This is a genomic window from Kitasatospora sp. NPDC004289 (genome assembly GCF_053602875.1).
Genome location: NZ_JBSGEL010000007.1, coordinates 56,516 through 81,482, shown reverse-complemented (window position 1 = coordinate 81,482; position 24,967 = coordinate 56,516). Strand labels below are relative to the sequence as shown.

At 73.7% G+C, this 24,967-nt stretch carries 22 protein-coding genes and 1 pseudogene; 12 read left to right on the top strand and 11 right to left on the bottom strand.

Annotation, left to right across the window (positions count from 1 at the left end; translation table 11 throughout):
• Window positions 1-30 precede the first annotated feature (30 nt).
• The 5 genes from ACWEPF_RS06645 (at window position 31) to ACWEPF_RS06625 (ending at window position 6,998) form a co-directional block, all read left to right on the top strand.
• A complete protein-coding gene (locus ACWEPF_RS06645) occupies window positions 31-1,614 on the top strand; it encodes an ALF repeat-containing protein (protein ID WP_452171688.1) in 1,584 nt (527 codons plus the stop codon).
• Window positions 1,615-1,713: 99 nt separating this feature from the next.
• Window positions 1,714-3,021, top strand: coding sequence for a cytochrome P450 (locus tag ACWEPF_RS06640; RefSeq protein ID WP_452171687.1), 1,308 nt, complete (start codon window positions 1,714-1,716; stop codon window positions 3,019-3,021).
• 77 nt (window positions 3,022-3,098) lie between these two features.
• Entirely contained in the window at window positions 3,099-4,607 is a 1,509-nt protein-coding gene (locus ACWEPF_RS06635; RefSeq protein ID WP_452171686.1) for a DUF4246 domain-containing protein, read from the top strand.
• A gap of 122 nt (window positions 4,608-4,729) precedes the next feature.
• Window positions 4,730-5,275 carry a PadR family transcriptional regulator gene (locus ACWEPF_RS06630; protein WP_452171685.1) on the top strand — a complete coding sequence of 182 codons (546 nt, stop codon included), beginning with the start codon at window positions 4,730-4,732 and terminating at the stop codon, window positions 5,273-5,275.
• Window positions 5,276-5,297: 22 nt separating this feature from the next.
• Window positions 5,298-6,998, top strand: a complete 1,701-nt coding sequence (locus ACWEPF_RS06625) for an acyl-CoA dehydrogenase family protein (protein WP_452171684.1) — start codon at window positions 5,298-5,300, stop codon at window positions 6,996-6,998.
• A gap of 105 nt (window positions 6,999-7,103) precedes the next feature.
• Here the strand turns inward: ACWEPF_RS06625 and ACWEPF_RS06620 are convergent, their stop codons facing one another.
• A complete protein-coding gene (locus ACWEPF_RS06620) occupies window positions 7,104-8,462 on the bottom strand; it encodes a M28 family metallopeptidase (RefSeq protein ID WP_452171683.1) in 1,359 nt (452 codons plus the stop codon).
• Between the two features lie 307 nt (window positions 8,463-8,769).
• Between ACWEPF_RS06620 and ACWEPF_RS06615 the strand changes: the two genes are divergently transcribed.
• Both ACWEPF_RS06615 and ACWEPF_RS06610 read left to right on the top strand, forming a co-directional pair.
• Window positions 8,770-10,572 carry a multicopper oxidase family protein gene (locus ACWEPF_RS06615; protein ID WP_452171682.1) on the top strand — a complete coding sequence of 601 codons (1,803 nt, stop codon included), beginning with the start codon at window positions 8,770-8,772 and terminating at the stop codon, window positions 10,570-10,572.
• Window positions 10,573-10,653: 81 nt separating this feature from the next.
• Window positions 10,654-11,460: an alpha/beta fold hydrolase gene (locus tag ACWEPF_RS06610; protein WP_452171681.1), complete on the top strand. Its 807-nt coding sequence runs from the start codon at window positions 10,654-10,656 to the stop codon at window positions 11,458-11,460.
• A 76-nt stretch (window positions 11,461-11,536) separates the two neighbouring features.
• On the opposite strand, the gene ACWEPF_RS06605 is transcribed toward ACWEPF_RS06610, so the two are convergent.
• The 10 genes from ACWEPF_RS06605 to ACWEPF_RS06560 form a co-directional block, all read right to left on the bottom strand.
• Window positions 11,537-11,728: a hypothetical protein gene (locus ACWEPF_RS06605; protein ID WP_452171680.1), complete on the bottom strand. Its 192-nt coding sequence runs from the start codon at window positions 11,726-11,728 to the stop codon at window positions 11,537-11,539.
• A gap of 121 nt (window positions 11,729-11,849) precedes the next feature.
• A complete protein-coding gene (locus ACWEPF_RS06600) occupies window positions 11,850-13,862 on the bottom strand; it encodes a sensor histidine kinase (protein ID WP_452171679.1) in 2,013 nt (670 codons plus the stop codon).
• 118 nt (window positions 13,863-13,980) lie between these two features.
• Window positions 13,981-14,622 carry a response regulator gene (locus ACWEPF_RS06595; RefSeq protein ID WP_452171678.1) on the bottom strand — a complete coding sequence of 214 codons (642 nt, stop codon included), beginning with the start codon at window positions 14,620-14,622 and terminating at the stop codon, window positions 13,981-13,983.
• 104 nt (window positions 14,623-14,726) lie between these two features.
• Entirely contained in the window at window positions 14,727-15,839 is a 1,113-nt protein-coding gene (locus tag ACWEPF_RS06590; RefSeq protein WP_452171677.1) for an NAD(P)-dependent alcohol dehydrogenase, read from the bottom strand.
• 3 nt (window positions 15,840-15,842) lie between these two features.
• Entirely contained in the window at window positions 15,843-16,376 is a 534-nt protein-coding gene (locus ACWEPF_RS06585) for a VOC family protein (protein WP_452171676.1), read from the bottom strand.
• Window positions 16,373-16,765 (bottom strand): hypothetical protein, encoded by a 393-nt coding sequence (locus tag ACWEPF_RS06580; RefSeq protein ID WP_452171675.1) that lies wholly within the window; start codon window positions 16,763-16,765, stop codon window positions 16,373-16,375. The genes ACWEPF_RS06585 and ACWEPF_RS06580 overlap by 4 nt, the downstream gene beginning before the upstream one ends.
• On the bottom strand, window positions 16,762-17,091 hold the full coding sequence (locus ACWEPF_RS06575; protein WP_452171674.1) for a hypothetical protein: 330 nt from the start codon (window positions 17,089-17,091) through the stop codon (window positions 16,762-16,764). The genes ACWEPF_RS06580 and ACWEPF_RS06575 overlap by 4 nt, the downstream gene beginning before the upstream one ends.
• Before the next feature lie 114 nt (window positions 17,092-17,205).
• Window positions 17,206-17,604 carry a hypothetical protein gene (locus ACWEPF_RS06570; RefSeq protein WP_452171673.1) on the bottom strand — a complete coding sequence of 133 codons (399 nt, stop codon included), beginning with the start codon at window positions 17,602-17,604 and terminating at the stop codon, window positions 17,206-17,208.
• Window positions 17,601-18,350 (bottom strand): cupin domain-containing protein, encoded by a 750-nt coding sequence (locus ACWEPF_RS06565; RefSeq protein ID WP_452171672.1) that lies wholly within the window; start codon window positions 18,348-18,350, stop codon window positions 17,601-17,603. The genes ACWEPF_RS06570 and ACWEPF_RS06565 overlap by 4 nt, the downstream gene beginning before the upstream one ends.
• Complete coding sequence (locus ACWEPF_RS06560) at window positions 18,335-19,507, bottom strand: sedoheptulose 7-phosphate cyclase (RefSeq protein WP_452171671.1); 1,173 nt, start codon at window positions 19,505-19,507, stop codon at window positions 18,335-18,337. The genes ACWEPF_RS06565 and ACWEPF_RS06560 overlap by 16 nt, the downstream gene beginning before the upstream one ends.
• Window positions 19,508-19,695: 188 nt before the next feature.
• On the opposite strand from ACWEPF_RS06560, the pseudogene ACWEPF_RS06555 reads away from it, so the two are divergent.
• The 5 genes and pseudogenes from ACWEPF_RS06555 to fahA all read left to right on the top strand — a co-directional run.
• Window positions 19,696-20,319, top strand: a pseudogene (locus ACWEPF_RS06555) (phosphoribosyltransferase); the annotation flags it as partial.
• A 224-nt stretch (window positions 20,320-20,543) separates the two neighbouring features.
• Window positions 20,544-21,680 carry a 4-hydroxyphenylpyruvate dioxygenase gene (hppD, locus tag ACWEPF_RS06550; protein ID WP_380150549.1) on the top strand — a complete coding sequence of 379 codons (1,137 nt, stop codon included), beginning with the start codon at window positions 20,544-20,546 and terminating at the stop codon, window positions 21,678-21,680.
• 24 nt (window positions 21,681-21,704) lie between these two features.
• Entirely contained in the window at window positions 21,705-22,901 is a 1,197-nt protein-coding gene (locus ACWEPF_RS06545; protein ID WP_452171670.1) for a cupin domain-containing protein, read from the top strand.
• Window positions 22,898-23,662, top strand: coding sequence for a hypothetical protein (locus ACWEPF_RS06540; protein WP_452171669.1), 765 nt, complete (start codon window positions 22,898-22,900; stop codon window positions 23,660-23,662). Before ACWEPF_RS06545 ends, ACWEPF_RS06540 begins: the two co-directional genes overlap by 4 nt.
• Entirely contained in the window at window positions 23,659-24,870 is a 1,212-nt protein-coding gene (gene fahA, locus ACWEPF_RS06535) for a fumarylacetoacetase (protein WP_449794588.1), read from the top strand. Before ACWEPF_RS06540 ends, fahA begins: the two co-directional genes overlap by 4 nt.
• The last annotated feature ends 97 nt before the right edge of the window (window positions 24,871-24,967 follow it).

Genomic DNA, 24,967 nt, shown 5'->3' with positions numbered 1-24,967 from the left:
TCACTTCTCTTTCCTTTCTCCGGGGGATCCTTGAACATCCGTCGTTCGCTCGCCACCGCCGTTCTCCTGGCCACCGCCGCCGCGCCCCTGGCCACCACCGCCCCGGCGTTCGCCGAGGGCAACCCGGCTCCGGCCGGTCAGGAGCAGGCCGACGACGCCGGCACCAAGCTCGACCAGGAGAACACCGCGGCCATCAAGGCGCTGCTCGTCTGGCCGAACGACTACCTGTTCACCGAGCCGAGCGACGACCTGCGCGAGCGGGTCGCCGAGGTCCTCGCCGGGACCCCGGAGGACCGCGCGAACTTCCTCGCCAAGGAGGCCCCGCGGATCCGCGTGGAGGACGCGCGGGTCGCGATCGCCCGGATCAGCGAAGGCGCCCGCAACACGTCCCCGATCCTGGAGAAGGCCGCCGAGGCCGCGTTCAGGTCGCGCGACGACGAGACCATGCGCGTCTTCCTGAAGACCGGGCAGTACGTCGCCCGCACCGAGGACGAGAACCGCGCCAAGCTCCAGAAGATCATCGACGACCCGGCCACCGGCTGGGGCGTCCGCGAGGGCGCCCGGAAGGCCCTCGCCGGCACCGCCGCCGACGTCGAGAAGGCCCTCAACGGTGGGCTGTCCGGGGCCGCCGAGCACGACGACCGGATCCTGCTCATGCAGATCCTGTCCGTTGGCGGCCCGGCGGTGCGGGACGCCGCGAACAAGGCCATGTCCGGCACCATCGAGGACGTCCGCCGGTTCCTGAAGGTCGGCCAGCACGTGGCCCGTGCCGAGGACGAGAACCGCGCCAAGCTCCAGAAGATCATCGACGACCCGGCCACCGGCTGGGGCGTCCGCGAGGGCGCCCGGAAGGCCCTCGCCGGCAGCGCCGCCGATGTCGAGAAGGCTCTCAACGGAGGGCTGTCCGGGGCCGCCGAGCACGACGACCGGATCCTGCTCAGCAACATCATGTACCGCGGCGGCCCGGCAGTGCAGGACGCCGCCAACAAGGCCATGTCCGGCACCATCGAGGACGTCCGCCGGTTTCTGAAGGAGGGTCAGTACGTGGCCCGTGCCGAGGACGAGGGCCGTGCCGAGCTCCGCCGCCTCCTGGAGGACCCGCAGACCGGCCCGCATGTCCGGAAGGGCGCGGCCAAGGCCCTCGCCGGGACCGCCGCCGATGTCGAGAAGTTCCTCAAGGAGGGGCTGGCCACCCTGCGCGACACCGACGACCTGGTCCTGATCACCCAGATCGCCTCGAACGGCGGCCCCGAGGTCAGGAAGGCCGCCGACGCCGCGTTCAACAGCGGGTCGCTCGAGCAGGTCCGGGCCTTCCTGAAGGAGGGTCAGTACGTGGCCCGCGCCAAGGACGAGGCCAACGCCAAGGCGGCCGCCGAAGCCGAAGCCGCCAAGAACAGGCCCGCCACCGGCACCACCGTCGTGACCCCCGCCACCGACACCACCCGTACCACCACCACGGGCACCGTCACCGACGGCCAGCCCGTCGCCGGCGGACGCCTCGCCTACACCGGCACCGACGCCCCCCTCGGCCAGATCGGCGCCGCCGGCGCCGCAGCCGTCGCCCTCGGCGCAGGCGCCCTCATCGCCACCCGCCGCCGCACCGACCAGTCCTGATTCACGCTCAGCACGGCCCGGTCCCGGGAGGGGCCGGGCCGTGCTGCGTTTCCGGGGCGGGCCGGGCTCGTTGGGTGGGGTGTGGGCGACTCTCCGTTCGTGTCCGGGCCGCGTGGGCTGCCGTTGGTGGGGTGTCTGGCGAGGTTCGGGCGGGATCCGTTGGGGTTCCTGGAGCGGCTGCACCGGGAGTACGGGGACGCGGTGAGCTGGCGGTTGGGGCCGCTGCGGATCCTGTCGCTGGCCGATCCGGCCGCGATCGCCGAGGTGCTCGGGTCGGAGCTGGACCACGGGGTGCTGGACATCGGGTGGATGTTCCGGCAGTTGGTCGGGGACAGCGTGATCCGCAGCGAGGGCGCGGGGTGGCGGCGCAAGCGGGCGCTGGTGCAGCCGGCCGTACGGCCGCGGCAGGTGCGGGCGTTCGCGCCCGCGATGGCGGAGTGCGCGGCGGAGCACCTGGCGGGGTGGGCGGCCGGCCAACGGGTCGACGTGCTGCGGGAGATGACGCTGCTGACGCAGCGGATCGCGGTGCGCACACTCTTCGGGTCCGAGCTGGGGGCGCGGGCCGGGGCCCTGGCCGGGGCGATGACGGAGGCCGCGCACGAGATCGGGGTGGAGCTGCGCGGCCCGGGGGTGCTGCTGCCGGGGTGGGTGCCGACGCCCGCGCGGCGGCGGATGCGGCGGGCGGTCGGGGTGATCGACGCCGAGCTGGGGGCACTGGTGGCGGCCCGGGCGGCGAGCGGGCAGCAGGGGGAGGACCTGGTCGGGCGGCTGTTGGCGGCGCGGGACGCGCAGGGGCGGGCGCTGACGGCGCGTGAGGTGCGGGACGAGGCGGTCACGCTCTGGGCCGGTGGCCACGAGACGACCGCGACGGCGCTGACCTGGGCCTGGTGCCTGCTGGCCGGCTCCCCTGCCGCACGGGCCGGGCTGGACCGGGAGCTGGCACAGGTGCTGGGTGGGCGGGCACCGGAGTACGCGGACCACGAGCGGCTGCCGTGGACCCGACGGATCGTCAGCGAGACGCTCCGCCTCCACCCACCGGTCTGGCTGGTGCCGCCCCGGGTCGCGGTGCCGGGCACCACCGTGGGCGGGCGGCCCGTGCCGGTCGGGACGGCGATCTGGTGCAGCCCGTGGGTGACCCAGCGGGACGCCCGCTGGTTCCCCGACCCCCTGGCCTTCCGCCCGGAACGGTGGGGCACCCCGGCCGCCGACGAACGCGCCCACTTCCCCTTCGGCGCCGGCCGGCGGGCCTGCCTCGGCGCCCGCTTCGCCCAGGTCGAACTGGTCCTCCTGCTGGCCACCGTGGCCCAACGCTTCCACCTGGAGGTGCAGGGAAGCACCCCTCCCCCGCTCCCCAGCCTGGTCGCCCACCCCGCCACCCCGGTCCTGGCCACCCTCCGCCGCCCCTGACCGGCCCGTGGCGGGGGTGTCCGCGCGCCGGACTATTCTTCCCGGCTACGCACACCGACCGTGAGGACCCATCAGCAGTGACCGGCCTGTCCGCCTTCCCGCTTCCCTTCCAGAGCACCCCCTCCTCGGCGTTCGCGACGCCCCGGACACTGCGGGAGCTGCAGATGATGCAGTGCAGTGCGCAGTTGCGCGCCAAGCCCGCGTGGTTCGACAAGAGGAACGACGCCGACATCGCCGCCCGGTGGACGCGGGAGGCCGTGGCACAGGGCATGACCGAGGCTCAGGTGCGCTACGTCCTGGCGGAGTTGGGGCACTACGCCGCCCTGCGGGACGCGCGCACCGGCATCGAGGTCTCCGCGGTCGACGGCGTCTGGCAGTCGGACACCCTCGTCGACGAGCGGCTCAGGACCCGGCTGCGCGACGCGGTCCGGGTCCTGGAGGAGGTCCCCGAAGCGGAGCGCGACTGGCACCCCGGGTCCGACGGCCAGGTGCTGGACCTCGTCCACCCCTCCCTGTTCTGTCTGGTGCGGGAGGTGAGCGGAGGTCCCGAGCAGGCCTGGCAGAACCCGGCGAAGCACTACGCGAAGTACGAGTTCTCGGAGCGGTTCCAGTGGCTGCCCACGGACGTCGAGGTCGGCGAGGACGGAGCCGTCGCCTTCCGCTCGTACGTCAACAACGTCCACCCCGAGGAGCACCGCGCGCTGGAGTCCGTCCTGCCGGACCTCTTCGCGCGCCTGCTCCCGCTGTTCGAGAACGTGCTCACCGATCTGCGGCACCCGCGGCCGCTGCGGATCGAGGCCGACCCCTACGGCTGGTACGACTCCGAGCCGGAGTACCCGCACAGGTCGTCCTACCCCGACGACGACACCTACGCGAAGGCCCGCTCCGCCTGGAGCGAGGCATACGACGAGTGGTCCGAGAACCGCCGCCCGATCGTCCCGGACGCCCCGGAGTTCAGCCCGCCCGCCCTGCCCGACGCCTCCGCCCGCGTCGACCTGCGGGGCCGCAGCCTCCAGGTCATCGTCAAGCTGGCCAACGTCCACCTGACCCCGGAGCAGCCCGAGTACGCCGGCGGCTCCTGGCACGTCGAGGGCATGCTGAACGAGCGGATCGTCTCGACCGGCATCTACTACTGGGACAGCGAGAACGTCACCGAGAGCCGGCTGGGCTTCCGCGCCGCCCTCGACGACCCGTACTACGAGCAGAACGACGACGCCGGGGTACGCGAGGTCTACGGCCTCCGGGACGAGGACGCCCTGAACCAGCCGCTGGGCGCGGTACCGACCCCGGAGGGCCGCTGCCTGGCCTTCCCCAACGTCCTCCAGCACCGCGTGGACGCCTTCCGCCTGGCGGACCCGGCCCGCCCGGGCCACCGCAAGATCCTCGCGTTCTTCCTCGTCGACCCGTCGCAGCGGATCGTCTCGACCTCGGACGTACCGCCGCAGCAGCCCTGGTCCGCCACCACGACCATGACCCTGGAGCAGGCCGAGGCGTACCGCGAGGAGCTCATGAAGGAGCGGAAGTTCTTCGTGGACGAGCACAACGAGCAGCTCTACGAGCGCGAGTTCTCCCTCTGCGAGCACTGAGCCCCCCGACGGCGGGGCGGGGAACCGGGTCCCGGTTCCCCGCCCCGCCGTCGGCGTGATCCGCGTCTCACCGCGGCGCGGCGGCGTTGCCTATGCAACTCGTTGCATAGCAGGATGCCCTCATGGCACTGGAGCACGCGATCCTCGTCTCTCTGCTGGAGCAGCCCGGCTCCGGGTACGAGCTGGCCCGGCGGTTCGACCGTTCGATCGGGCGGTTCTGGACCGCGACGCACCAGCAGATCTACCGGGTGCTGCGCCGGATGGAGGCGGACGGCTGGATCACCGCCCAGGAGGTGCCGCAGGACGGCCGGCCGGACAAGAAGGTGTACGCCGTGGCCGCCGACGGGCGGTCGGTCCTCGGGGACTGGCTGCGCGAGCCGGTGGAGGCCGAGACCGTGCGGCACGAGCTGGCGGTGAAGATCCGGGCCGCCGCCTTCGACGACCCGGGCGCGCTGATCTCCGAGGTGGAGCGGCACCGCACCGCCCACGCCGCCCTGCTGGAGCGGTACCTGACGGGCGAGCAGCGCGACTTCCCGAGCGACCCGGCGGAGCAGAGCCCGCAGCAGCAGCTGCAGCACGTGGTGCTGCGCGGCGGCATCGAGTTCGAGCGGATGACCCTCGCCTGGTTGGACGACGTGCTGACCACCCTGAACCGCCTTGCCAACTGACCCTCACCCCACAGGACTTCACATGCTGTTCAACCCGAGCACGTACGACCCGAAGCAGTTCGACGACACCACCCGCCGACTGCTGCGCGCCACCGTGGACTGGTTCGAGTCGCGCGGCAAGAAGGCGCTGATCGACACCTACATCGACCGCGCCTGGTACGGGGACTTCCTGGAGTTCGCGGCCAAGGAGGGCCTGTTCGCGGAGTTCCTGACCCCGAGCAGCGCCGACGCCGACAAGCGCTGGGACACGGCCCGGATCGCCGAGCTGAACGAGATCCTCGGCTTCTACGGCCTCGGCTACTGGTACACCTGGCAGGTCACCATCCTCGGCCTCGGTCCGGTCTGGCAGAGCGAGAACGAGGCCGTCCGGGCCCGCGCCGCACAGCTGCTGACGGAGGGTCACGTGATGGCCTTCGGGCTGTCCGAGCGCAGCCACGGCGCGGACATCTACTCCACCGACATGATCCTCACCCCGACCGAGGACGGCGGCTTCACCGCCACCGGCCCGAAGTACTACATCGGCAACGGCAACGTGGCCGGCCTGGTCTCGGTCTTCGGCCGCCGCTCGGACGTGGAGGGCCCGGAGGGCTACGTCTTCTTCGCGGTCGACAGCCGCCACCCCTCCTACCACCTCGTCAAGAACGTGGTGAACGCGCAGATGTACGTCTCCGAGTTCCGCCTGGAGGAGTACCCCGTCCGGGCCGAGGACGTGCTGCACACCGGCAAGGCCGCCTTCGACGCCGCGCTGAACACCGTGAACGTCGGCAAGTTCAACCTCTGCACCGCCTCGGTCGGCATCTGCGAGCACGCGATGTACGAGGCCGTCACGCACGCCCACAACCGGGTGCTCTACGGCCGCAAGGTGACCGACTTCCCGCACGTGCGCCGGGAGTTGGCCGACGCGTTCCTGCGCCTGAACGCGATGAAGCTGTTCAGCGCCCGCGCGGTGGACTACTTCCGCACCGCCTCCCCCGAGGACCGCCGTTACCTGCTCTTCAACCCGATGACCAAGATGAAGGTCACCACCGAGGGCGAGAAGGTCATCGACCTGATGTGGGACGTCATCGCGGCCAAGGGCTTCGAGGCGGACACCTACTTCGACAAGGCCGCCAAGGACATCCGCGGCCTGCCGAAGCTGGAGGGCACGGTCCACGTCAACCTGGCGCTGATCCTCAAGTTCATGGCCAACTACCTGTTCGCGCCCACCGACTACGCCCCGGTGCCGAGCCGGCTGGACGCGGCGGACGACGAGTTCCTGTTCCGCCAGGGCCCGGCCCGCGGCCTGGGCGCGATCCGCTTCCACGACTGGCGGACCGCCTACGACGCGCACGCCCACCTGCCGAACGTGGCCCGCTTCCGCGAGCAGGCCGACGGCCTGTGCGCGCTGCTGCTGCAGCACGCGCCGACCGCCGAGCAGGCGCAGGACCTGGACTTCCTGCTGGAGATCGGCCAGCTCTTCGCCCTCGTCGTCTACGGTCACCTGGTGCTGGAGCAGGCCGAGTTGACCGGCACCGAGGCGGACGTGCTGGACGGGATCTTCGACTTCCTGGTCCGGGACTTCTCCGCGCACGCCACCGAGCTGCACGGCAAGACCTCCACCAGCGAGGAGCAGGCCGCCTGGGCGCTCACCCAGGTGCGCCGTCCGGTGGCGGACGCCGAGCGCAACGCCAAGGTCTGGGCCCGGGTCGAGGCGCTCTCCGGCGCGTACGAGATGCGCCCGTAGCGGCAGCGGTACGCGCCCCAACTGCGGGTGCGGGCCCCGGCTTTCACGCCCCGGGGCCCGCACCTCTCACCTGTCCTCCACGGCCTCAGGGACCGTCGGCTCCGCTCAGAAGGTCAGCTTCCAGCTGTTGATGTAGCCGGTGTCCTGCGCGGCCACGTCCTGGACCTTGAGCTTCCAGACGCCGTTGGCGAGCTCGCTGGAGGCGTTCACGGTGTAGTCGGCGATCACGTTGTCGGCCGAGTCGCTGGTGCTGGAGTTCTTCAGGCGGTAGGCGGAGCCGTCCGGGGCGACCAGGTCGAGCACCAGGTCACCGCGGTAGGTGTGCTTGATGTCCACGCTGACCTTGAGGGTGGCGGGGGCGTTGCCGGTGATGCCGCTGACGGTGACCGAGGAGGTGACCGCCGCGCCGTTGTCGGGGATCTGCACGTCGGCGGTGTTCTCGAAGACGGTGCCGGGCAGCGGCGGGGCCTCGGTGCCCAGGGCCCAGACGGCGTAGGCGATGGAGTCGGCGCCGCGGTCCAGCGAGGTGTCGCTGATGTTGGCGCTGGTGTCGCAGGAGGCGTGGTAGCAGGCGTCGAAGGCCCGGCCCGAGGTGCCGCCCCACTTGGTCGCCTGGGCGGCCGTCTTGATCTCGTCGCCGCCGGTGTAGAGACCGCCGACCTTGATGCCGACGTTCTTGAACGGGGCGTGGTCGGAGCGGCCGTCGCCGTTGGTCTCGATCTCGGTGGGGACGTTGACGCTCGCGAAGTAGTTCTTCAGCACGCCTTCGAGCTTGGGGTCGTCGTCGTAGACGAAGTAGCCCGGGTTCGGCGAGCCGATCATGTCGAAGTTCATGTAGGCGTCGATCTTCGCCCGCTCGGCGGTGGGCAGGTTGTTGACGTAGTACTTGGAGCCGATCATGCCGAGCTCCTCCGCCCCCCACCAGCCGAACCGCAGGTGCTTGGTGGGCTGCAGGCCGGCCCGGGAGACGGCCAGCGCGGCCTCCAGGACGCCGGCCGTGCCGGAGCCGTTGTCGTTGATGCCGGGACCGGCCGTCACCGAGTCCAGGTGGGCGCCGGTCATCACCACGTGGTTGGCGTCGCCGCCCGGCCAGTCGGCGATCAGGTTGTAGCCGGTGGCGCCGCTGCTGGTGAAGGTCTGCACGGTGGTGGTGAAGCCGGCCGCGTCCAGCTTGCCCTTCACGTAGTCGAGCGAGGCCTTGAACCCGGGCCGCCCGTGGGCGCGGTTGCCGCCGTTGGCGGTGGCGATGGACTGGAGCTGGTTGATGTGCGCCTTGACGTTGGCCACCGGGATGTCCGGCGCCGCGGCCAGGGCGGCCGCGGCCGGTGCGGGCGCCGGGGCGGCCTCTGCCAGGGCGGCGGGTGCCGCGAAGCCCGCGGTGAGGGCGAGGGCGGCGGCGGTCACGAGGGCGGAGCGGTGCGGGCGGGATCGCCGCTGGGCACGCTGCTCGGCATGCTGGGACAAGGGGAGCTCCAGATTCTGGTGGGGCAGAACGGAACGTACGGGGCCCGCCGGGCCGGGTGTCCGGTCGGCGAGGGTGTGCTGACGTGCCCATGATGATTGGGTGAAGGGCAAGAGCGCGTCAAGGGGTTCAACCACCGCTCCCGGAACGGTTCCTGACGGCCCAAGGGCCGTCCGCCCACGGAGCGCCGCGAGTTGACACGGGTCGGCAACACCGGTGACACGGGACGGCCCGGGACCGCTGCCTCATGCGACCGGGACCGTCGGGCCGCCAGGCTGGGACGTACACCGACCGACGCGGAGGCCACCCGTGCCCGAAACCACCCCTCCCCCGACCACCGACCTGACCAAGTTCCTCGACCCGCTGCGCATCCCCGAGGTGCTCCGCCCGGGCCCCGACGGGGAGCTGACCGTCCGCCAGGTCTCCGCCGAGGTGCAGCTGCACTCCCAGCTGCCGCCCACCCCGATGTGGACCTACGAGGGCACCTTCCCCGGCCCGACCATCGAGGTCCGGCGCGGCGAGCGGCTCCGGGTGGACTGGCAGAACCGGGTCAGCACCCGCTACCCGGCCCTGGTCGGCCACCTGCCCGAGGTCACCCTGCCCCCGGCCGAGAACGAGCCCGGCATCGACCCGGCGCTGCTGAACCCCGCCGGCCCTGAGCTGCCGCCCTGGCTGGTGGTCCACCTGCACGGCGCCGTCACCGACGGCGGCAACGACGGCTGGACGGACAACGCGGTGCACACCGGCCGCTCCCAGCTCTCCGAGTACCCGAACGACCAGGCCTCGATGACGCTCTGGTACCACGACCACGCGATGGGCGTCACCCGGCTCAACGTGCTGGCCGGCCTGGCCGGGATGTACCTGGTGCGGGACGAGGAGGAGGAGCGGCTGCGGCTGCCCTCCGGCGAATTCGAGGTGCCGCTGGTGCTCTGCGACCGCAACCTCGCCACCGGCCCCGACGGCGCCCCGACCGGGCAGCTGCTGCACAAGACCGTCGGCCCGCTGCCCTTCTGCGGCCGCTACACCCTGGTCAACGGCGTGATCTGGCCGCACCACGCGGTGCAGCCGCGCTGGTACCGCTTCCGGGTGCTGAACGCCGCCAACTCCCGCCCCTTCCGGCTGCACCTGGTGGACCAGGAGAACCGGCGGGTGCCGGGGGTGGTCTGGCAGATCGGCAGCGACGCGGGCCTGTTCGGCACGCCGGTGCCGGTCGGCGGCACCGGCCTGAGCCTGGCCCCGGCCGAACGGGCCGACCTGCTGGTCGACTTCACCGCCCTGGGCGGCCGCACCCTGCGGCTGGTCAACTCCGCCCCGGCGCCCGCCGAGGGCGAGCGGATCGGCGAGGAGGACCCGGTCGGCGTGCCGGACCCGGCGAACCGGCTGCCCGACCCCGAGGTGATGGAGTTCCGGGTCGCCGAACGGGCCGACTGCGCCGAGCCGTTCGCACTGCCCGCGGTGCTCTCGCCGAGCTTCCGGCGGCTCAGCCACGACGACATCCCGCACGACCACGGGCACCGGATGCTGATGATCCACCAGACCCCGCAGAACATGTTCGAGTTCTGGGAGATGGAGGAGGTGCCCGCCGCCGAGGTGCCGCCGCCCGGCACCGTCGTGGACGGCCTGGTCCAGCTGCGCCAGGACGGCCAGGCGGAGCGGACGTACCGGCGCGTCGCACGGGAGTTCAACGACCGGCTGAACTGGCGGATCATGGAGGACGCCTGGGAGCAGTGGACCGTCGTCAACCTGGGGCCGAGGGCGCTGCACCCGGTGCACGTCCACCTGATCCAGTTCCAGATCCTCACCCGGGCCGCCTGCGACATCACCACCATGGACCGGGCGGCCGGCGGCACCCCGGTCGGCAAGCCGGTCACCTGGGGCACGCCCTCGGTGATCGAGCCCGCCGAGCAGGGCTGGAAGGACACCGTCACCGTCGCCCCCGGCGAACTCGTCCGGATCGCCGGGCAGTTCACCGGCGCCACCGGCAAGTACATGTACCACTGCCACATCCTCGACCACGAGGACGACGGCATGATGCGGCCCTTCACCGTCTCCCCGATGGCCGTGATGGCGCTCGACCCGAGCATGGGCGACATGGGCGGCCACCACCACTGACCGCCAATTCACTGGCACCCGACCCGGGGGCTCTGTTCAGCTGGTCCGGCCCACGGCCGACCCTTCCGAACGGAGCCCCCTTTGACGACCCCTCAGGACCTGGTGGTCCCGGTCCCCGGCGGCGAGCTCTTCAGCACCCGGGCCGGGACGGGCCCGGACCTGGTGCTGCTCAACGCCGGCTCGGTGGACCTGCGGATGTGGGAGGGCAACCTCCCCGCACTCCTCCCGCACCGCCGGGTGACCAGGTACGACGACCGCTCGGTCGGCCGCCGCTCCGCCCGGGCCACCGTGCCCTGGTCCTTCACCGCCGACCTGCTGGCGGTCCTGGACGCCCACGGGATCGAGCGGGCCACCCTGGCCGGCTCCTCCGACGGCGGCCGCAAGGCGCTGGACTTCGCCCTCGCCCACCCCGAGCGGGTCGAGCGCCTGGTGCTGGTCGGCTGCGCGATGCACCTGCCCGCCCCCGACCCGGCCGAACAGGCCGACCTGGACGCCGTGTTGACCGCCCTGGCGCCGCGCGCGGAGGCGGTGCGGCGGGGCGACCAGCAGGCGGCCGCGCTGGCCGACCTCGACGTCTGGGCACCACGGGCGACCCCGGCCCAGCGGCTGCGGCTGGCCCGGCTCTACGCCGACTCCCCCGACTTCCTGCTCGGCACCCCCGCCGAGCCGCTGGAGCCCGCCCGCCCCGGCATCGCCCACCTGGCCGAGGTGACGGCTCCGACCCTGGCCGCGGTCGGCGAGCACGACCTCCCGTACACCCACCGCTGCGCCGCCCGGATCGCCGCCGGCGTGCCCGGCGCGGAGCTGGTCACGGTGACCGGGGCCGACCACTTCCTCAACCTCTCCCGGCCGGACCGCTTCGCCGAGCTGGTGCTGCGCGCGCCCTGAGCGCGCGGAAGGGCCCGGCCGGGGGTGCCCGGCCGGGCCGCTCGGTACTGTTCCCAGTGGGTCCCGGAGCGCGCGCTCAGCGCACTTCGGGTTCCTCGTCCGGCTTGGGCTCGTCGTCCGGCTTGGGCTCCCCCTCCGGCTTGGGCTTGTGCGGGCGGCGCGGGATGCCCGGCCGGCAGGTGATCCGCAGCGGCGCGTCGGTGCCCGGCGCGTACGTGCTTGGCACGGGACGCGGCCCGGGGATCGGCAGGGTCTTCACGGTGGTCATGCGATCGCCTCCGGTGTGGCGGCCCGCCGGGGAGCGGGTCCTCCACCACCCTGCGCCCGGAACGGTCCCGTCCGCATGGGCCGCTGGTCCCCGCGAGGTCCCGGAAGCCCGCCGGGAGCGCTCAGACCTGGGCCCGCGGGAAGACCGCGCGGACCCGGGCGCCGCCGGAGTCGTTCACGGCCGTGAAGGTGCCGCCCAGCTCCTCGGCCCGCTCGGCCATCGACCGCAGGCCGACCCCGGCGATCGAGTGGTGGGCCGGGAATCCCGCGCCGTCGTCCGCCGCCTCGACGGTGACCTCCTCGGGGCCGACCCGCAGGCTGAGCCGGACCGAGGAGGCCCCGGAGTGGCGCACCACGTTGTTCAGCGCCTCGCCGCTGATCCGGTAGAGCGCCACCTCGACGGCGGCCGGCAGCGGCGGCAGCGGGTCCGGATCCAGGTCCAGGGTGACCCGCAGGGCGCGGTGGCCCAGCCCGTCGGCCAGCCCGCGCAGCGCCCCGGACAGGCCCTCGCCGTCCAGCGCGGCGGGCGCCAACCCGTCGGTGATCCGGCGCAGTTCGGTGATCGCACCGCCGATCCCGGCCGAGGCGGCGGTGAGCGAGCCGGCCACCGTCGAGCCGGGCGGCACACCGGTCTGCGCCGCGTCCACCTGGAGCCGCAGGCCGGAGAGCGCCGGGCCGAGCCCGTCGTGCAGGTCGTGCCGCAGCCGCCGCCGCTCCTCCTCCCGGGCCAGCACGATCCGCTTGCGGCTGTCCTGGAGGTCCTCGTACAGGCCGATCGCGGCGATCGAGGGCGAGGCCTGGTCGGCCAGCAGCCGGAGCACCTCGCGGTCCTGCCGGTCCAGCTCGCGCTGGCCCGAGCGCGGAGAGACCGTCAACTGCCCGATCACCGCGCCCTCGTAGCTCAGCGGGAAGCTCTCGGCGGACGGGCCCGGGCTCCCCAGCCGGGCCAGCTCGCGAGCCCCGGCCCTGGTCTCCACCTGGACCAGGGCCCCGGGCAGGCCGAGCGCCTCCACCACCGTCCGGCAGAGCAGCGGCGGCGCCTCGGCGGGGCTGACGGTGTGGCTCATCCGCTCGGCCAGACCGCGCGCCAGCTGGTAGGGCTGGGCCCGCTCGCCGTAGTAGTAGCGGTCGACCAGCCGGGTCATGGAGTGGGCCGCCGGCTGGAGCAGGGCGCCGAGCGCGCCGACGCTGATCAGCAGCGCCCAGCGGGCACCGGCCGAGCCGCCGGGCAGCAGCAGCTGGGCCAGCACGGCGGCGGCCGTGACCACCACGAAGAGCAGCGTGCCGAAGGCGTACCCGACCAGGTAGCGGCGGGTGGCCCGGTCCAGGGCGAGCGAGTGGTCCCGCCGGAAGGCGGCGGCCGGCACCAGGGCCCAGGCCACCACCCCGGCCAGGAAGGTGGCGTAGACGAGCCAGTCGGCCTGGAAGTCGACGTAGTACGGGACGGTGACCAGCACGTTCCACAGCAGGTAGGCGGCGACCAGCTCGCGCTGGAAGGGCTGCGGCCCGGGCGAGCGGTACCAGCGGACGGCCGCGACCAGCAGCGTCAGGCAGGTGGCGCCGAGCAGCACGTGGTACGAGACCGCCAGGGTGAACCAGGAGTCCAGCCAGGCGTACAGGGAGCTCTCGGCGTACGGGTTGGTCCGGCCGTAGACGGTGGGGTTCAGGCAGACGTTGACCATCCCGATCGGCAGGGCCAGCAGCAGCACGCCCGGCAGCGCCCACCGCGCGCGGGCGGGCAGGCGCATGCCCGGCAGCCAGAGCGGCAGTGCGATCAGCAGTGCCATGAAGCAGACCTGGGAGGCGAAGGCCACCGAGGTCGAGGCCCACACGGCGGCCGGCCCGGCCTCGGCCAGCCCGGTCACCAGCTCGGCGGCCGCCCCGGCCGGGATCAGCAGCCCGGAGAGCAGCAGCATGACGCCGAGGCCGACGGCGTTGCGGTTGAGCACCAGCGCCACGCCGCAGAGCGCCAGGGTGAGCCCGAAGGCGACCCAGCCGCCGTCGTAGAAGTACTGCTGGTCGAAGCCCAGCCCGGGGTTGGCGATGGCCAGCCCCGCCCAGAGCAGGGCCGCCAGGAGGGCGAGCCCGGACACCGCGAGGGCCCGGGCGGTGCTGGTGCTCTGAGGTTCGCTCATCGGCTGTGCTCCTCGCCCGTGACCCACGTGGGGCTGCCCATGCTCCCCCGTCCGCTGTCCCGGTCGCACGGGCCGCTGGTCCCGTCCCGGCCCCGGGCCGGTCCCGCCCGACGGTGCGTCAGTCGTCGCCCAGCCCCATGTCCCGGGCCCGGGCCACGGCCTCGGCCCGGGTGGCCACGTGGAGCTTCTCGAAGATGTGGGTGACGTGGTTGCGCACGGTCTTCTCGGCCACCACCAGCTCGCGCGCGATCCGGCGGTTGTCCAGGCCCTTGGCGACCAGGTTGAGCACCTCGGCCTCGCGGGCGGTCAGGGTCGGGAAGAGCTGCCCGGCCTCGCGCAGCTTGGTGCCGGCCAGCAGGGCGGTGATCCGGGCGGCGATGTCGGAGCCGAAGACCGCGCCGCCGGCCGCGACGGTGCGCACCGCGTGCAGCACCTCGTCGCGCCCCGCGCCCTTGACCAGGTAGCCCCGGGCTCCGGCCTGGAGGGCGGCCAGCAGGCTGCCGTCGTCGTCGGCCATGGTCAGCATCAGCACCGGAGCGGTCGGGGTCTGGGCGGCCAGCAGCCGGGCCGCCTCCAGGCCGGAGCCGTCCGGCAGCGAGAGGTCGAGCACCACCACGTCGGGCAGCAGGTCGGCCACCGCCCCGGGGACGGCGGCCACCGTCTCGGCCTCGCCCACCACCTCGATGCCCTCGGCGCTCTGCAGGGCGGCCTTCAGCCCCTCCCGGAAGAGGGGGTGGTCATCGACGATCAGTACACGCACGGATCCGGCGTCCCTCTGCTGCTCATCCACCCGGCCGACACTACCAGTGGTGAATGTATGACTTAGCGTGACATGCTGGTGGGTCGGCCCGGGTTGACGGCGCGTCAGCCCATCACCAGCACCGGCTTGACCACCTCGCCGCCCGCCGCGGCGGCCGCGGCCCGCTCGACCTCGGCGAACGGGAAGGCCCGCACCAGCCGGTCCACCGGCAGCCGGCCGGCCCGGAAGAGCTCCACCAGCGCGGGCAGGAATCGCCCGGGCAGGCTGGCGCCCTGGTTGACGCCGACGATCCTCGGCGTGCGGTCCAGCAGGACCGCCGCGTCCAGGGCCAGCTCGCTCCCCCGGGGCGGGGCGCCCACCACCGCGCAGGTGCCGCCGGCCGCCAGCGCGCCGACCGCCTGCCCGAGCACGGTCGGCTGCCCGCTGGTCTCCAGGGCGTACCCGGCGCCCCGGCCGCCGGTCAGCTCGCGCACGGCCGCCACCGGATCCCCGGCGGTGGCGTCCACCACGGCGGTGGCGCCCAGCTCGCGGGCCAGCGTCAGCCGCTCCGGCCGGACGTCCACCGCGACCAGCCCGGTGGCCGGGGTGAGCCGGGCCGCCAGCAGGGCGGCCAGCCCGACCGCCCCGGCACCGAACACCACCAGGGTCGAACCCGGCTCCGGGCGCAGCACGTTGAGCACCGCCCCGGCCCCGGTCTGCACCCCGCAGCCGAACGGCGCCAGCAGCTCCGGCGGCAGGCCGCCGGGCACCGGGATCGCGTTCCGCTCCGTCACCAGCGCGTGGGTGGCGAAGGAGGACTGGCCGAAGAAGTGCCCGTACAGCGGCGAGCCGTCGGCCGCGCGCAGGGTCGGGCTGCCGTCCGCGCGGGCCCCGCCGAACAGGTTGAGCCGGGGCCAGTGCTCGCAGCGGACCGGCCGCCCCGTGCGGCAGTCGGGGCACCGCCCGCAGGAGGTGAAGGTCAGCACCACCGGCTGGCCGGGCCGCAGGCCCGTCACCGCGCTCCCGACCCGCCGCACGGTGCCGGCCCCCTCGTGGCCGAGCACGGCCGGCAGCGGGCCGGGGGTGTGGCCGGCCCGGACGCTCAGGTCGGTGTGGCAGATCCCGGCGGCGGCCACCTCGACCAGCACCTCGTCCGGCCGGGGCTCGTCCAGCAGCACGGGTTCGAGCCGGAAGGGCTCCCCGGGGCCGCGGACCACCGCGGCGGTGGCGCTGATCATCGGTCAACTCCAGTCGGTGTCGGGGTGGTAGAGCCGGGCGGTGGTGGTCCGCTCGTACGGCAGGCCGCGCGGCAGGTCGATCAGTTCCAGCTGGAGGCCCCAGGGGGCGCGGAAGTAGACCCAGCGGTCGCCGTCGATCGGGCCGCCCTCGGCGACCGTCTCCGGTTCGCCGAGCACCTCCACGCCGTTGGCCCGCAGGTACGCGGCCGCGGCGTCCACGTCGGCCACCGCGATGGCCAGGTGGTGGCCGCCCCAGTCGCTGTTGCGCGGGAGCTCGCGGCGCTGGCCCGGGGCCTCGTACTGGAAGAGTTCGAGGTTGCCCACCGGGCCCAGGCGCAGCATCGCGATGTGCGCCACCGCCCTCGGATGGACGCCGAGTTGACGCTCCATCCAGTCCCCGTCCGGGTCCTGGACCGGGCCGGTGCGGTAGACCAGCTCGGCGCCGAGCAGCCCGGTGAAGAAGGCCACGGCCTCCTCCAGGTCGGGGACGGTGTAGGCGACGTGGTGGACGGCGCGGGCGCCGGGGAGGGCGGTCACGGCCGGACGGCCTTCCGCAGCCGCGGGTGGCGCCGGGGCCGCCGGGCCGCGCCGAGCGTCAGGCAGAGCAGCTCGGCGCCGAGCGGGCCGGCCCGCAGGGTGAGGTCCTGGCCGGCCGGGACCAGCAGCAGGTCACCGGCGTCGGCCAGGTGGTGGGCCTCGCCCGGATGCTGGTCCGCGAGGACCGGGCCGCGCAGCACGTACCAGGCGGTCTCGGTCTCCCGGCGGCCGGTCCGCGCGTGGGTGGCGCCGGGGCTGAGCCGCAGGTGCTCGAAGGACTCGCAGTCGGCCCGGACCAGGTCGCGGCGGGCCAGGGTGGAGACCCGGGTGCGCTCGCTGCCGGGGCCGACCACGGTCATCGCCGAGGCGGAGGCGGTGGTGACGATCATCGGGGTTCATCTCCCGGGTCGGTGGGGACCGCGAGCACGGCGTGGAAGTACTCCAGGCCGGACTCGCCGGCGGTGAGGGCGAGTCGGCCGCCCAGCGGCAGCGTGACGGCGGTGCCCTCGGCGAGCGGCACCTCGGTCTCCTCGGTGGCGGCCTCACCACCGCCGGCGGTGACGTAGAGCGTGTGCTCGACCCCGTCGGAGGTGAGCTCGACGCTCTCGCCGGGGTCGAGCCAGGAGAGCCCGACGCCGCGCAGCGGTCCGGTGAGCACCCGGCCGGGGTCGACGGCGCGGCCCCGGCGGAGGGCGGTGATCGCGGTGCTGGTCATCTCGGACGCTCCTTGCTCGGTCTCGATGCTTCGACGATGTCCCGCCCGCTGTCCCGGGCGGCAGGGCGCGGGGTCCCGTTCCGGCCCTGCCGTGGCCCCGGGAGGCGGTGTCGGTCAGCCCTCGCGAACCAGCAAGTCGGGCTTGCGGGACGGGAGTTGGCCGCTCACGGCGGCCGGGGTGAGGGTCAGGCAGAGCAGCTCGGCGCCCAGTGGGCCGCCGTGCAGGTGGACCCGGCCGCCCTCGGGGGCGAGCAGCAGGTCCCCCTCGGTCAGGGTGCGCAGCGGCTGCTCGGGGCAGTCCAGCAGCGCGACCGGGCCGCGCAGCACGTACCAGGCGGCCTCGGTGCCGCCCCGGCCGGTGAGGTCGTAGCAGGCGCCGGGGCTGAGCCGGACGTGGTCGACGGCCTCGGTCTCGCTGTGCAGCATGCCCCGGCGGGCCAGGCAGCGGGTGCGGACCCGCTGGGTGCCGGGGCCCAGGTGCACGGCGGCGTGCGCGGTGTCGCTGACGATCATTCGGGTTCGCCTCCGGTGGCGGGCGGTGCCACGAGCAGCACCGCGTGGACGTACTCCAGCCCGTCCGGCCCGGCGGTGAGGGCCGCCGAGCTGCCGAGCGGGAGGGTGACGGAGCGTCCGGGCTCCATCGGGACCCGGACGTCCCCGGCGGCGGCCCGGCCGCGGCCGGCCGTCACGAAGACGGTGTGCTCGACGCCGTCGGCCACCAGCTCGGCCCGGGCGCCCGGGGCGAGCCGGGCCACCTCCAGGCGGACCAGCGGCCCGGTGAGCACCACGCCGGGGTCGATCGGGCCGACCCGGCGGAGGTTGGTGACCACCGCGTGCCGCATGATCGGCGTGCGGGGGCGGGGCAGGTGGGCGGGGTGCCGGTCGGGCAGTCGGCCGGGGTGCGGTGCGGGCATTTCGATCACCAGCCAGTCCAGCGCTTCGGCCCCGGTGTTGCGCAGGCCGTGCGTGGTGCCGAGCCCGGTGAGGATGACGTCACCGGCCTCGACGGGATGGGGGTGGCCGTCGAGCGTGACTTCGCCGCGGCCGGTGAGGAGGACGTAGACCTCCTCGGTCCTGGTGTGCAGGTGCTCCCCGCTGACCCCGCCCGGCGGCAGGCTGGCCCACTCGACGGCCTCCCAGCCGCCGTGCAGGCCGGGCCGGCGGGCCAGGCAGGTCCAGTGGGTGAGCCCGTGGGTGCCGTGCACACCGTGCACGTCGGCCGCCCCCCGGGTGTCGGCCACGATCACCGCGCTGCGCATGCCAGCTCCTCCAACTCGGCGGCGGCAGAGGCGATCTCGGCGGCCGTGACGTCGTCGGCGAAGCAGCCGGCCCCGATGCCGACCGGGAGCGGGAAGCGCTGCCGGCCGTCGCGGTGCCGGACGGTGTCGGCCAGCGCGTCGGCGAGCGTCGCGGCGTCCAGCAGCCGGTGCCAGAGCGGCAGCCGCAGCTTGCGCATGACCGTCAGCACCCGGTCCCGCTCGGCCCGTTCGACCAGTCCCCTCCGCTGGGCGAGCACGGTGGTGAGCGCCATGTCGAGGCAGACCGCCTCGCCGTGCAGCAGCTCGGGCAGCGCGCGCATCTCGACGGTGGGGCTGAACGAGTGCCCGTAGTCCATCGAGCGCTCCAGGCGGTGCTCCCAGAGGTTGGGCTGGAGCTCCTGGAGCATCCCGTGCACCGCCCGCACCAGCACCTCCCCGCCGGGGGTCGGGCCCTGGAAGCGCTGCTCGATCAGCTGCTCGCCGGTGCGGTCCAGCAGCTCGAACAGCCGCTTGTCCTTGATCAGCGCGACCTTGAGCACCTCGGCCAGCCCGTTGCTCAGGTGCCGCTGGTCCAGGGTGGCCAGGAAGGCCGGGTCGAGCAGGGTGACCGCGGCCGGGTGGTAGGTGCCGAGCCGGTTCTTGTGCGGGCCGAAGTTGACCCCGGTCTTGGCGCCGACGCCGGCGTCCACCAGGCCGATCAGGGTGGTGGGCACCCGGACGAAGGGGGTGGAGCGCCGGTAGAGGCTGCAGGCCAGGCCGACCACGTCCATCAGCACGCCGCCGCCCATCGCGATCACCGGCTCGTGCCGGCGGGAGACGCCGAAGCGGTCCATCTGCTCCGCGACCAGGAAGACCGAGTCCATGGTCTTCACCTGCTCGTGGGCCGGCAGCACGCAGAGCGCGGCCGTCAGGCCCCGGGCCTCGAAGTAGGCGCGGATCCGGTCCCCGTACAGCCGGTGCACGGTCTCCTCCACCACCACCAGACGCCGTCCGGCGGGCGCCCCGGCATGGGCCAGCGCGGGGTTGGCCGGGCCGAGGATCTGCGGGGTGAAGGCCACCTGGTAGGTGACGGGGAGCGCGGTGCTGACCGTCCAGGCGCTGATCGGCTCGCCGGTGGTGAACAGGCCGTGCGCGGGGGTGTTGGTCTTGGCGGCCACGGGTGGGCCTCCCTCGGTGCGTACTGGATTCGGAGCTCCAAGGTCCCCGGCCCGCCGTCCCGGACGCACGGGCGCTGCGCCTCCACCCGGTCCCGGCGCCCGGCCCCCTTCGTCCCGGAATCCGGCCCCCGTTGTCCCGGCCGGTGCCCGGGACCGGCGGACGTACGGTGGGAGGAGGAGGCGGGACCGTGCACTTCACCGACCGCAGGGACGCCGGGCGCCGGCTGGCCGCCGCGCTGGGGCCGCGCCCGGGTGCGGTGGTGGCCGGGCTGCCGCGCGGCGGGGTGCCGGTGGCCGCCGAGGTGGCCGCCGCGCTGGGGGCCCCGCTGGACGTCTGCGTGGTGCGCAAGCTCGGGGTGCCCTGGCAGCCGGAGCTGGCGATGGGCGCCGTCGGCGAGGACGGCGCCCTGGTGCTGGACCAACAGGTGCTCCACGCCGCCCGGGTGACGCCGGATCAGCTCGCCGCCGTGGAGCGGGCCGAGCGCGCCGAGCTGGCCCGCCGGGCCGCCCGCTACCGGGGCGGCCGCCCGCCCCGGCCGCTGGCCGGGCGCACCGTGGTCGTGGTGGACGACGGCCTGGCCACCGGCTCCACCGCCCGGGCGGCCTGCCGGACGCTCCGTCAGCGCGGCGCCGCCCTCCTGGTGTTGGCCGTCCCGGTGGCCCCGGCCGGCTGGCGGGCCGAGCTGGCCGGGGAGGCCGACGAGCTGGTCTGCCCGTACGAACCGGAGCGCTTCGGGGCCGTCGGCGCGTTCTACGCGGACTTCGGGCAGACCTCGGACCGGGAGGTGCTGGAGATCCTGGCAAGGGGAGCCTGACCGGCCACCACTGGGCAATCTGTCCAGCCGCACCGGCCGACCCCTGCCCACCTTGTACACACTGCGCAGCCCACGGGCGACCTGTTGCCCAACCGACCGGACGGGAGCAAGCTCAGCGCACCGCATGCCTCGACGTGGAGGAACCACCCATGACCACCAACGCCGTTGAACTGACCCCCGAGGAGCTGGAGGCCGGGCTCGACGCGGAGCAGCTGCGCCGCCTGGTGGGTCTGGTCGAGCACGACGCCGCCGGTGACCCCTTCCCGGTGACCGCCCAGGACGCGGTCGTCTTCGTGGTGGGCAACGCCACCCAGACGGCGCAGTTCTACCAGGCCGTGTTCGGCATGGAGCTGGTCGCCTACTCCGGCCCGGAGACCGGCCGCCGCGACCGCAAGGCCTACGTGCTGCGCTCCGGCTCCTGCCGCTTCGTCATCAAGGGCGGCGTCTCCCCGGAGAGCCCGCTGCTGGACCACCACCGCCGCCACGGCGACGGCGTGGTCGACCTGGCCCTCGAGGTCCCGGACGTGGACAAGTGCATCGCGCACGCCCGCGCCACCGGCGCCACCGTGCTGGAGGAGCCGAACGACGTCTCGGACGAGAACGGCACCGTCCGCCGCGCCGCCATCGCCACCTACGGCGAGACCCGGCACACCCTGATCGACCGCTCCCGCTACCAGGGCCCGTACCTGCCCGGCTTCGTCGCCGCGCAGACCCGGGTGCAGCGCCCGGAGGGCCACCCCAAGCGCCTGTTCCAGGCCCTGGACCACGCGGTGGGCAACGTCGAGCTCGGCAAGATGGACGAGTGGGTGGCGTTCTACAACCGGGTCATGGGCTTCGAGAACATGGCCGAGTTCGTCGGCGACGACATCGCCACCGAGTACTCCGCCCTGATGAGCAAGGTGGTCGCCAGCGGCAACCACCGGGTGAAGTTCCCGCTGAACGAGCCGGCCATCGCCAAGAAGAAGTCCCAGATCGACGAGTACCTGGAGTTCTACGGCGGCCCGGGCTGCCAGCACCTGGCGCTGGCCACCAACGACATCCTGACCACCGTGGACATCCTGCGCGCCAACGGCGTCGAGTTCCTCTCCACCCCGGACTCGTACTACGACGACCCGGAGCTGCGCGAGCGCATCGGCAAGGTGCGCGTCCCGGTCGAGGAGCTCAAGAAGCGCGGCATCCTGGTCGATCGTGACGAGGACGGCTACCTGCTGCAGATCTTCACCAAGCCGCAGGGCGACCGGCCGACGGTGTTCTTCGAGTTCATCGAGCGGCACGGTTCGCTGGGCTTCGGGAAGGGCAACTTCAAGGCGCTCTTCGAGTCCCTGGAGCGCGAGCAGGACAAGCGCGGAAACCTCTGAGACCGGCCCAGGAGGAGCAGGACGATGGCGCACTACCGGCAGCTCGGCAGCATCCCGCCGAAGCGGCACACCCAGCACCGCACGCCCGAAGGGGCGCTCTACTACGAGGAGTTGATGGGTGAGGAGGGGTTCTCCTCGGACTCCTCGCTGCTGTACCACAAGGGCATCCCGTCCGCGATCCTGGACGCCGCCCCGTGGGACCTGCCGAGCCAGTCGACCGTGCCCAACCTGCCCCTCCTGCCCCGGCACCTGAAGCTCCACGAGCTCTTCCCGGGCGAGGAGTGGAAGGACGTCGACGCCGTCGCCGGGCGCCGCCTGGTGCTCGGCAACGGCGACGTCCGCCTCTCCTACGTGGCGGCCGGCGCGCCGAGCGAGCTGTACCGCAACGGGCTCGGCGACGAGTGCGTCTACGTGGAGTCCGGCACCGGCGTGCTGGAGACGGTGTTCGGCTCGCTGGAGGTCGGCGAGGGGGACTACGTCATCATCCCCCGTGCCACCACGCACCGTTGGGTCCCCACCGGGGACGCCCCGCTGCGCGCCTACTGCATCGAGGCGAACAGCCACATCACCCCGCCCAAGCGCTACCTCTCGCGCTTCGGCCAGCTGCTGGAGCACGCCCCGTACTGCGAGCGCGACCTGCGCGGCCCGGTCGGCCCGCTGCTGGCCGAGCACGACGGCCCGGTGGACGTGCTGGTCAAGCACCGCGGCCCGCAGGGCGTGGTGGGCACCCGCTACACCGTGCCGCACCACCCCTTCGACGTGGTGGGCTGGGACGGCTGCCTCTACCCGTACGCGCTGAACATCAGGGACTACGAGCCGATCACCGGCCGGATCCACCAGCCGCCGCCGTCCCACCAGGTCTTCGAGGGCAACAACTTCGTGATCTGCAACTTCGTGCCGCGCAAGGTGGACTACCACCCGCTCTCCATCCCGGTGCCGTACTACCACGCCAACGTGGACAGCGACGAGGTGATGTTCTACTGCGGCGGCAACTACGAGGCCCGCAAGGGCTCGGGGATCGGCCAGGGCTCGATCTCGCTGCACCCGGGCGGCCACACCCACGGCCCGCAGCCGGGCGCGTACGAGCGCTCGATCGGCGCGGAGTTCTTCGACGAGCTGGCGGTCATGGTGGACACCTTCCGCCCGCTGGAGCTCGGCGAGGGCGGCACCGCGACCGACGACGGCACGTACGCCTGGAGCTGGTCGGGGGGCCGCAAGTGACGGTGCCCGCGCTGTTCCGAGGACTCTTCGACGACGCGTCGGTCTTCCCGCCGGGAGACCTTCCGCTGGGCGAGGCGGTGCCCGCCCACCACGGGCACCGCCTGGCCTGGTACGCCGAGGCCGTGGGCCCCTTCCTGTGCGGGGCGGGCCGGGCCGGCGAACTGGCCGCGCTGCGGCCGGAGTTCCCCGTCGCGCTGGTGCTGGCGCCGGGCACCGAGCGCTTCACCCCGGTGGCCGGGCTGGACGTCGTCGGCGTCGAGGTGGCCGCCGCCGAGCTGCCCTCGGGGCTGCCCGAGGGCGTCGTCGCCGCGCTCGAACTCCCCTACGGGGACCTGCTGTTCAAGCAGCTCGACCAGCTGGTGGGCACCCGGCACCGGGCCAAGTTCCGCACCGGCGGGCTGGCCGCCGAGGCCTTCCCGACCGAGGCCCAGCTGGCCGCCTTCCTGGCCGGCTGCGCCGAGCGCGGCATCCCGTACAAGCTCACCGCCGGGCTGCACAACGCCGTCCGGCACACCGACCCGGAGACCGGCTTCGAGCACCACGGCTTCCTCAACGTGCTGCTCGCCGCCGCCGACCCGGACCATGCCGCCGACCACCTCGCCGAGCGGTCGGGGGGCCGACTCGCCGAGGTGGTACGGCAGTTGACGGACACCCAGATCGCCACCGCCCGACGGTCGTTCACCGCCTTCGGCACCTGCTCCATCGCCGAGCCGCTCGCCGACCTGGCCGAGCTCGGCCTGCTCACCCGGGAGAAGTCTTGACCAGCTGGCTCGCCTCCGCGCAGGACTCGCCGTTCGGCCTGCACAACCTGCCCTACGGCGTCTTCTCGACCGCCGAGGAGCCCGGCCGCCGCCGGATCGGCGTGGCCGTCGGCGACTTCGTGCTGGACGCCGGCGCCGCCGCCCGGGCCGCCGGGGACCCGTCGGTGCTGCTGGACGCCGACACGCTCAACCCGCTGCTGGCGGCCGGGCGTCCGGCCTGGACCGAGGTCCGGGCCGCGCTCACCCGCTGGCTGAGCGAGGAGTCCTACCGCGCGGCGCTCTCCCCGCACCTGTACCCGGCGGCGGAGGTCACCCTCCACCTGCCGTTCGAGGTGGCCGACTACGTCGACTTCTACGCCTCCGAGCACCACGCCACCAACCTGGGCAAGATCTTCCGCCCCGGCACCGAACCGCTCACCCCCAACTGGAAGCACCTGCCGATCGGTTACCACGGCCGCTCCGGCTCGATCGTGGTCTCCGGCACCGAGGTGGTCCGCCCGCACGGCCAGCGCAAGGCCCCCACCGACGAGCTGCCGTCCTTCGGCCCGAGCCGCCGCCTGGACATCGAGGCCGAGGTGGCCTTCGTGGTCGGCGCCGGCTCCGAGCTCGGCAAGCCGGTCTCCCAGGCCGACTTCCGCGAGCACGTCTTCGGCGTCTGCCTGCTCAACGACTGGTCCTCGCGCGACCTCCAGGCCTGGGAGTACGTGCCGCTCGGCCCCTTCCTCGGCAAGTCCTTCGCCACCTCGCTCTCCCCGTGGGTGGTCCCGCTGGACGCCCTGGAGGCGGCCCGGGTCGCCCCGCCGGCCCGGACCTTCGAGCTGCTCCCCTACCTCGCCGACCGGGAGGACGAGCCCTGGGGCCTGGACATCTCCCTGACGGTCCGTCTGAACGGCCAGGTGATCTCGCGCCCGCCATTCGCCGGGATGTACTGGACCGCCGCCCAGATGCTGGCCCACATGACCGTCAACGGCGCCTCCGTCCGCCCCGGCGACCTGTTCGCCTCCGGCACCGTCTCCGGCCCGGAGCCGGAGACCCGCGGCGCCCTGATCGAGCTCACCTGGAACGGCCAGGAGCCCGTCAAGCTCGACGACGGCACCACCCGCAGCTACCTGGAGGACGGCGACACCGTCACCATCACCGCCACCGCCCCGGGCCCCGACGGCACCGTGATCTCCTTCGGCGAGGTCACCGGCCGCATCGTCCCGTAGCACCTCCGCCACGGCCCCCGTCCGGTCTTCCGGGCGGGGGCCGTGGCATGTGCACGGGCCTGCGATGATCGCTGGGGCCGTCCTGCCGCTCAGGTCG

Excerpts from the sequence above, each read along its gene's own strand:
- ACWEPF_RS06590 (WP_452171677.1), bottom strand. The coding sequence starts at position 15,839 with ATGATCAGCGCCACCGCCGCGGTGGTCCGCGGCCCCGGGGAGCCCTTC.
- ACWEPF_RS06630 (WP_452171685.1), top strand. The coding sequence starts at position 4,730 with ATGGCACTGGAGCACGCGATCCTCGTCTCTCTGCTGGAGCAGCCCGGC.
- ACWEPF_RS06545 (WP_452171670.1), top strand. The coding sequence starts at position 21,705 with ATGGCGCACTACCGGCAGCTCGGCAGCATCCCGCCGAAGCGGCACACC.
- ACWEPF_RS06575 (WP_452171674.1), bottom strand. The coding sequence starts at position 17,091 with ATGACCAGCACCGCGATCACCGCCCTCCGCCGGGGCCGCGCCGTCGAC.
- ACWEPF_RS06625 (WP_452171684.1), top strand. The coding sequence starts at position 5,298 with ATGCTGTTCAACCCGAGCACGTACGACCCGAAGCAGTTCGACGACACC.
- ACWEPF_RS06580 (WP_452171675.1), bottom strand. The coding sequence starts at position 16,765 with ATGATCGTCACCACCGCCTCCGCCTCGGCGATGACCGTGGTCGGCCCC.
- ACWEPF_RS06600 (WP_452171679.1), bottom strand. The coding sequence starts at position 13,862 with ATGAGCGAACCTCAGAGCACCAGCACCGCCCGGGCCCTCGCGGTGTCC.
- ACWEPF_RS06570 (WP_452171673.1), bottom strand. The coding sequence starts at position 17,604 with ATGATCGTCAGCGACACCGCGCACGCCGCCGTGCACCTGGGCCCCGGC.
- ACWEPF_RS06565 (WP_452171672.1), bottom strand. The coding sequence starts at position 18,350 with ATGCGCAGCGCGGTGATCGTGGCCGACACCCGGGGGGCGGCCGACGTG.
- ACWEPF_RS06605 (WP_452171680.1), bottom strand. The coding sequence starts at position 11,728 with ATGACCACCGTGAAGACCCTGCCGATCCCCGGGCCGCGTCCCGTGCCA.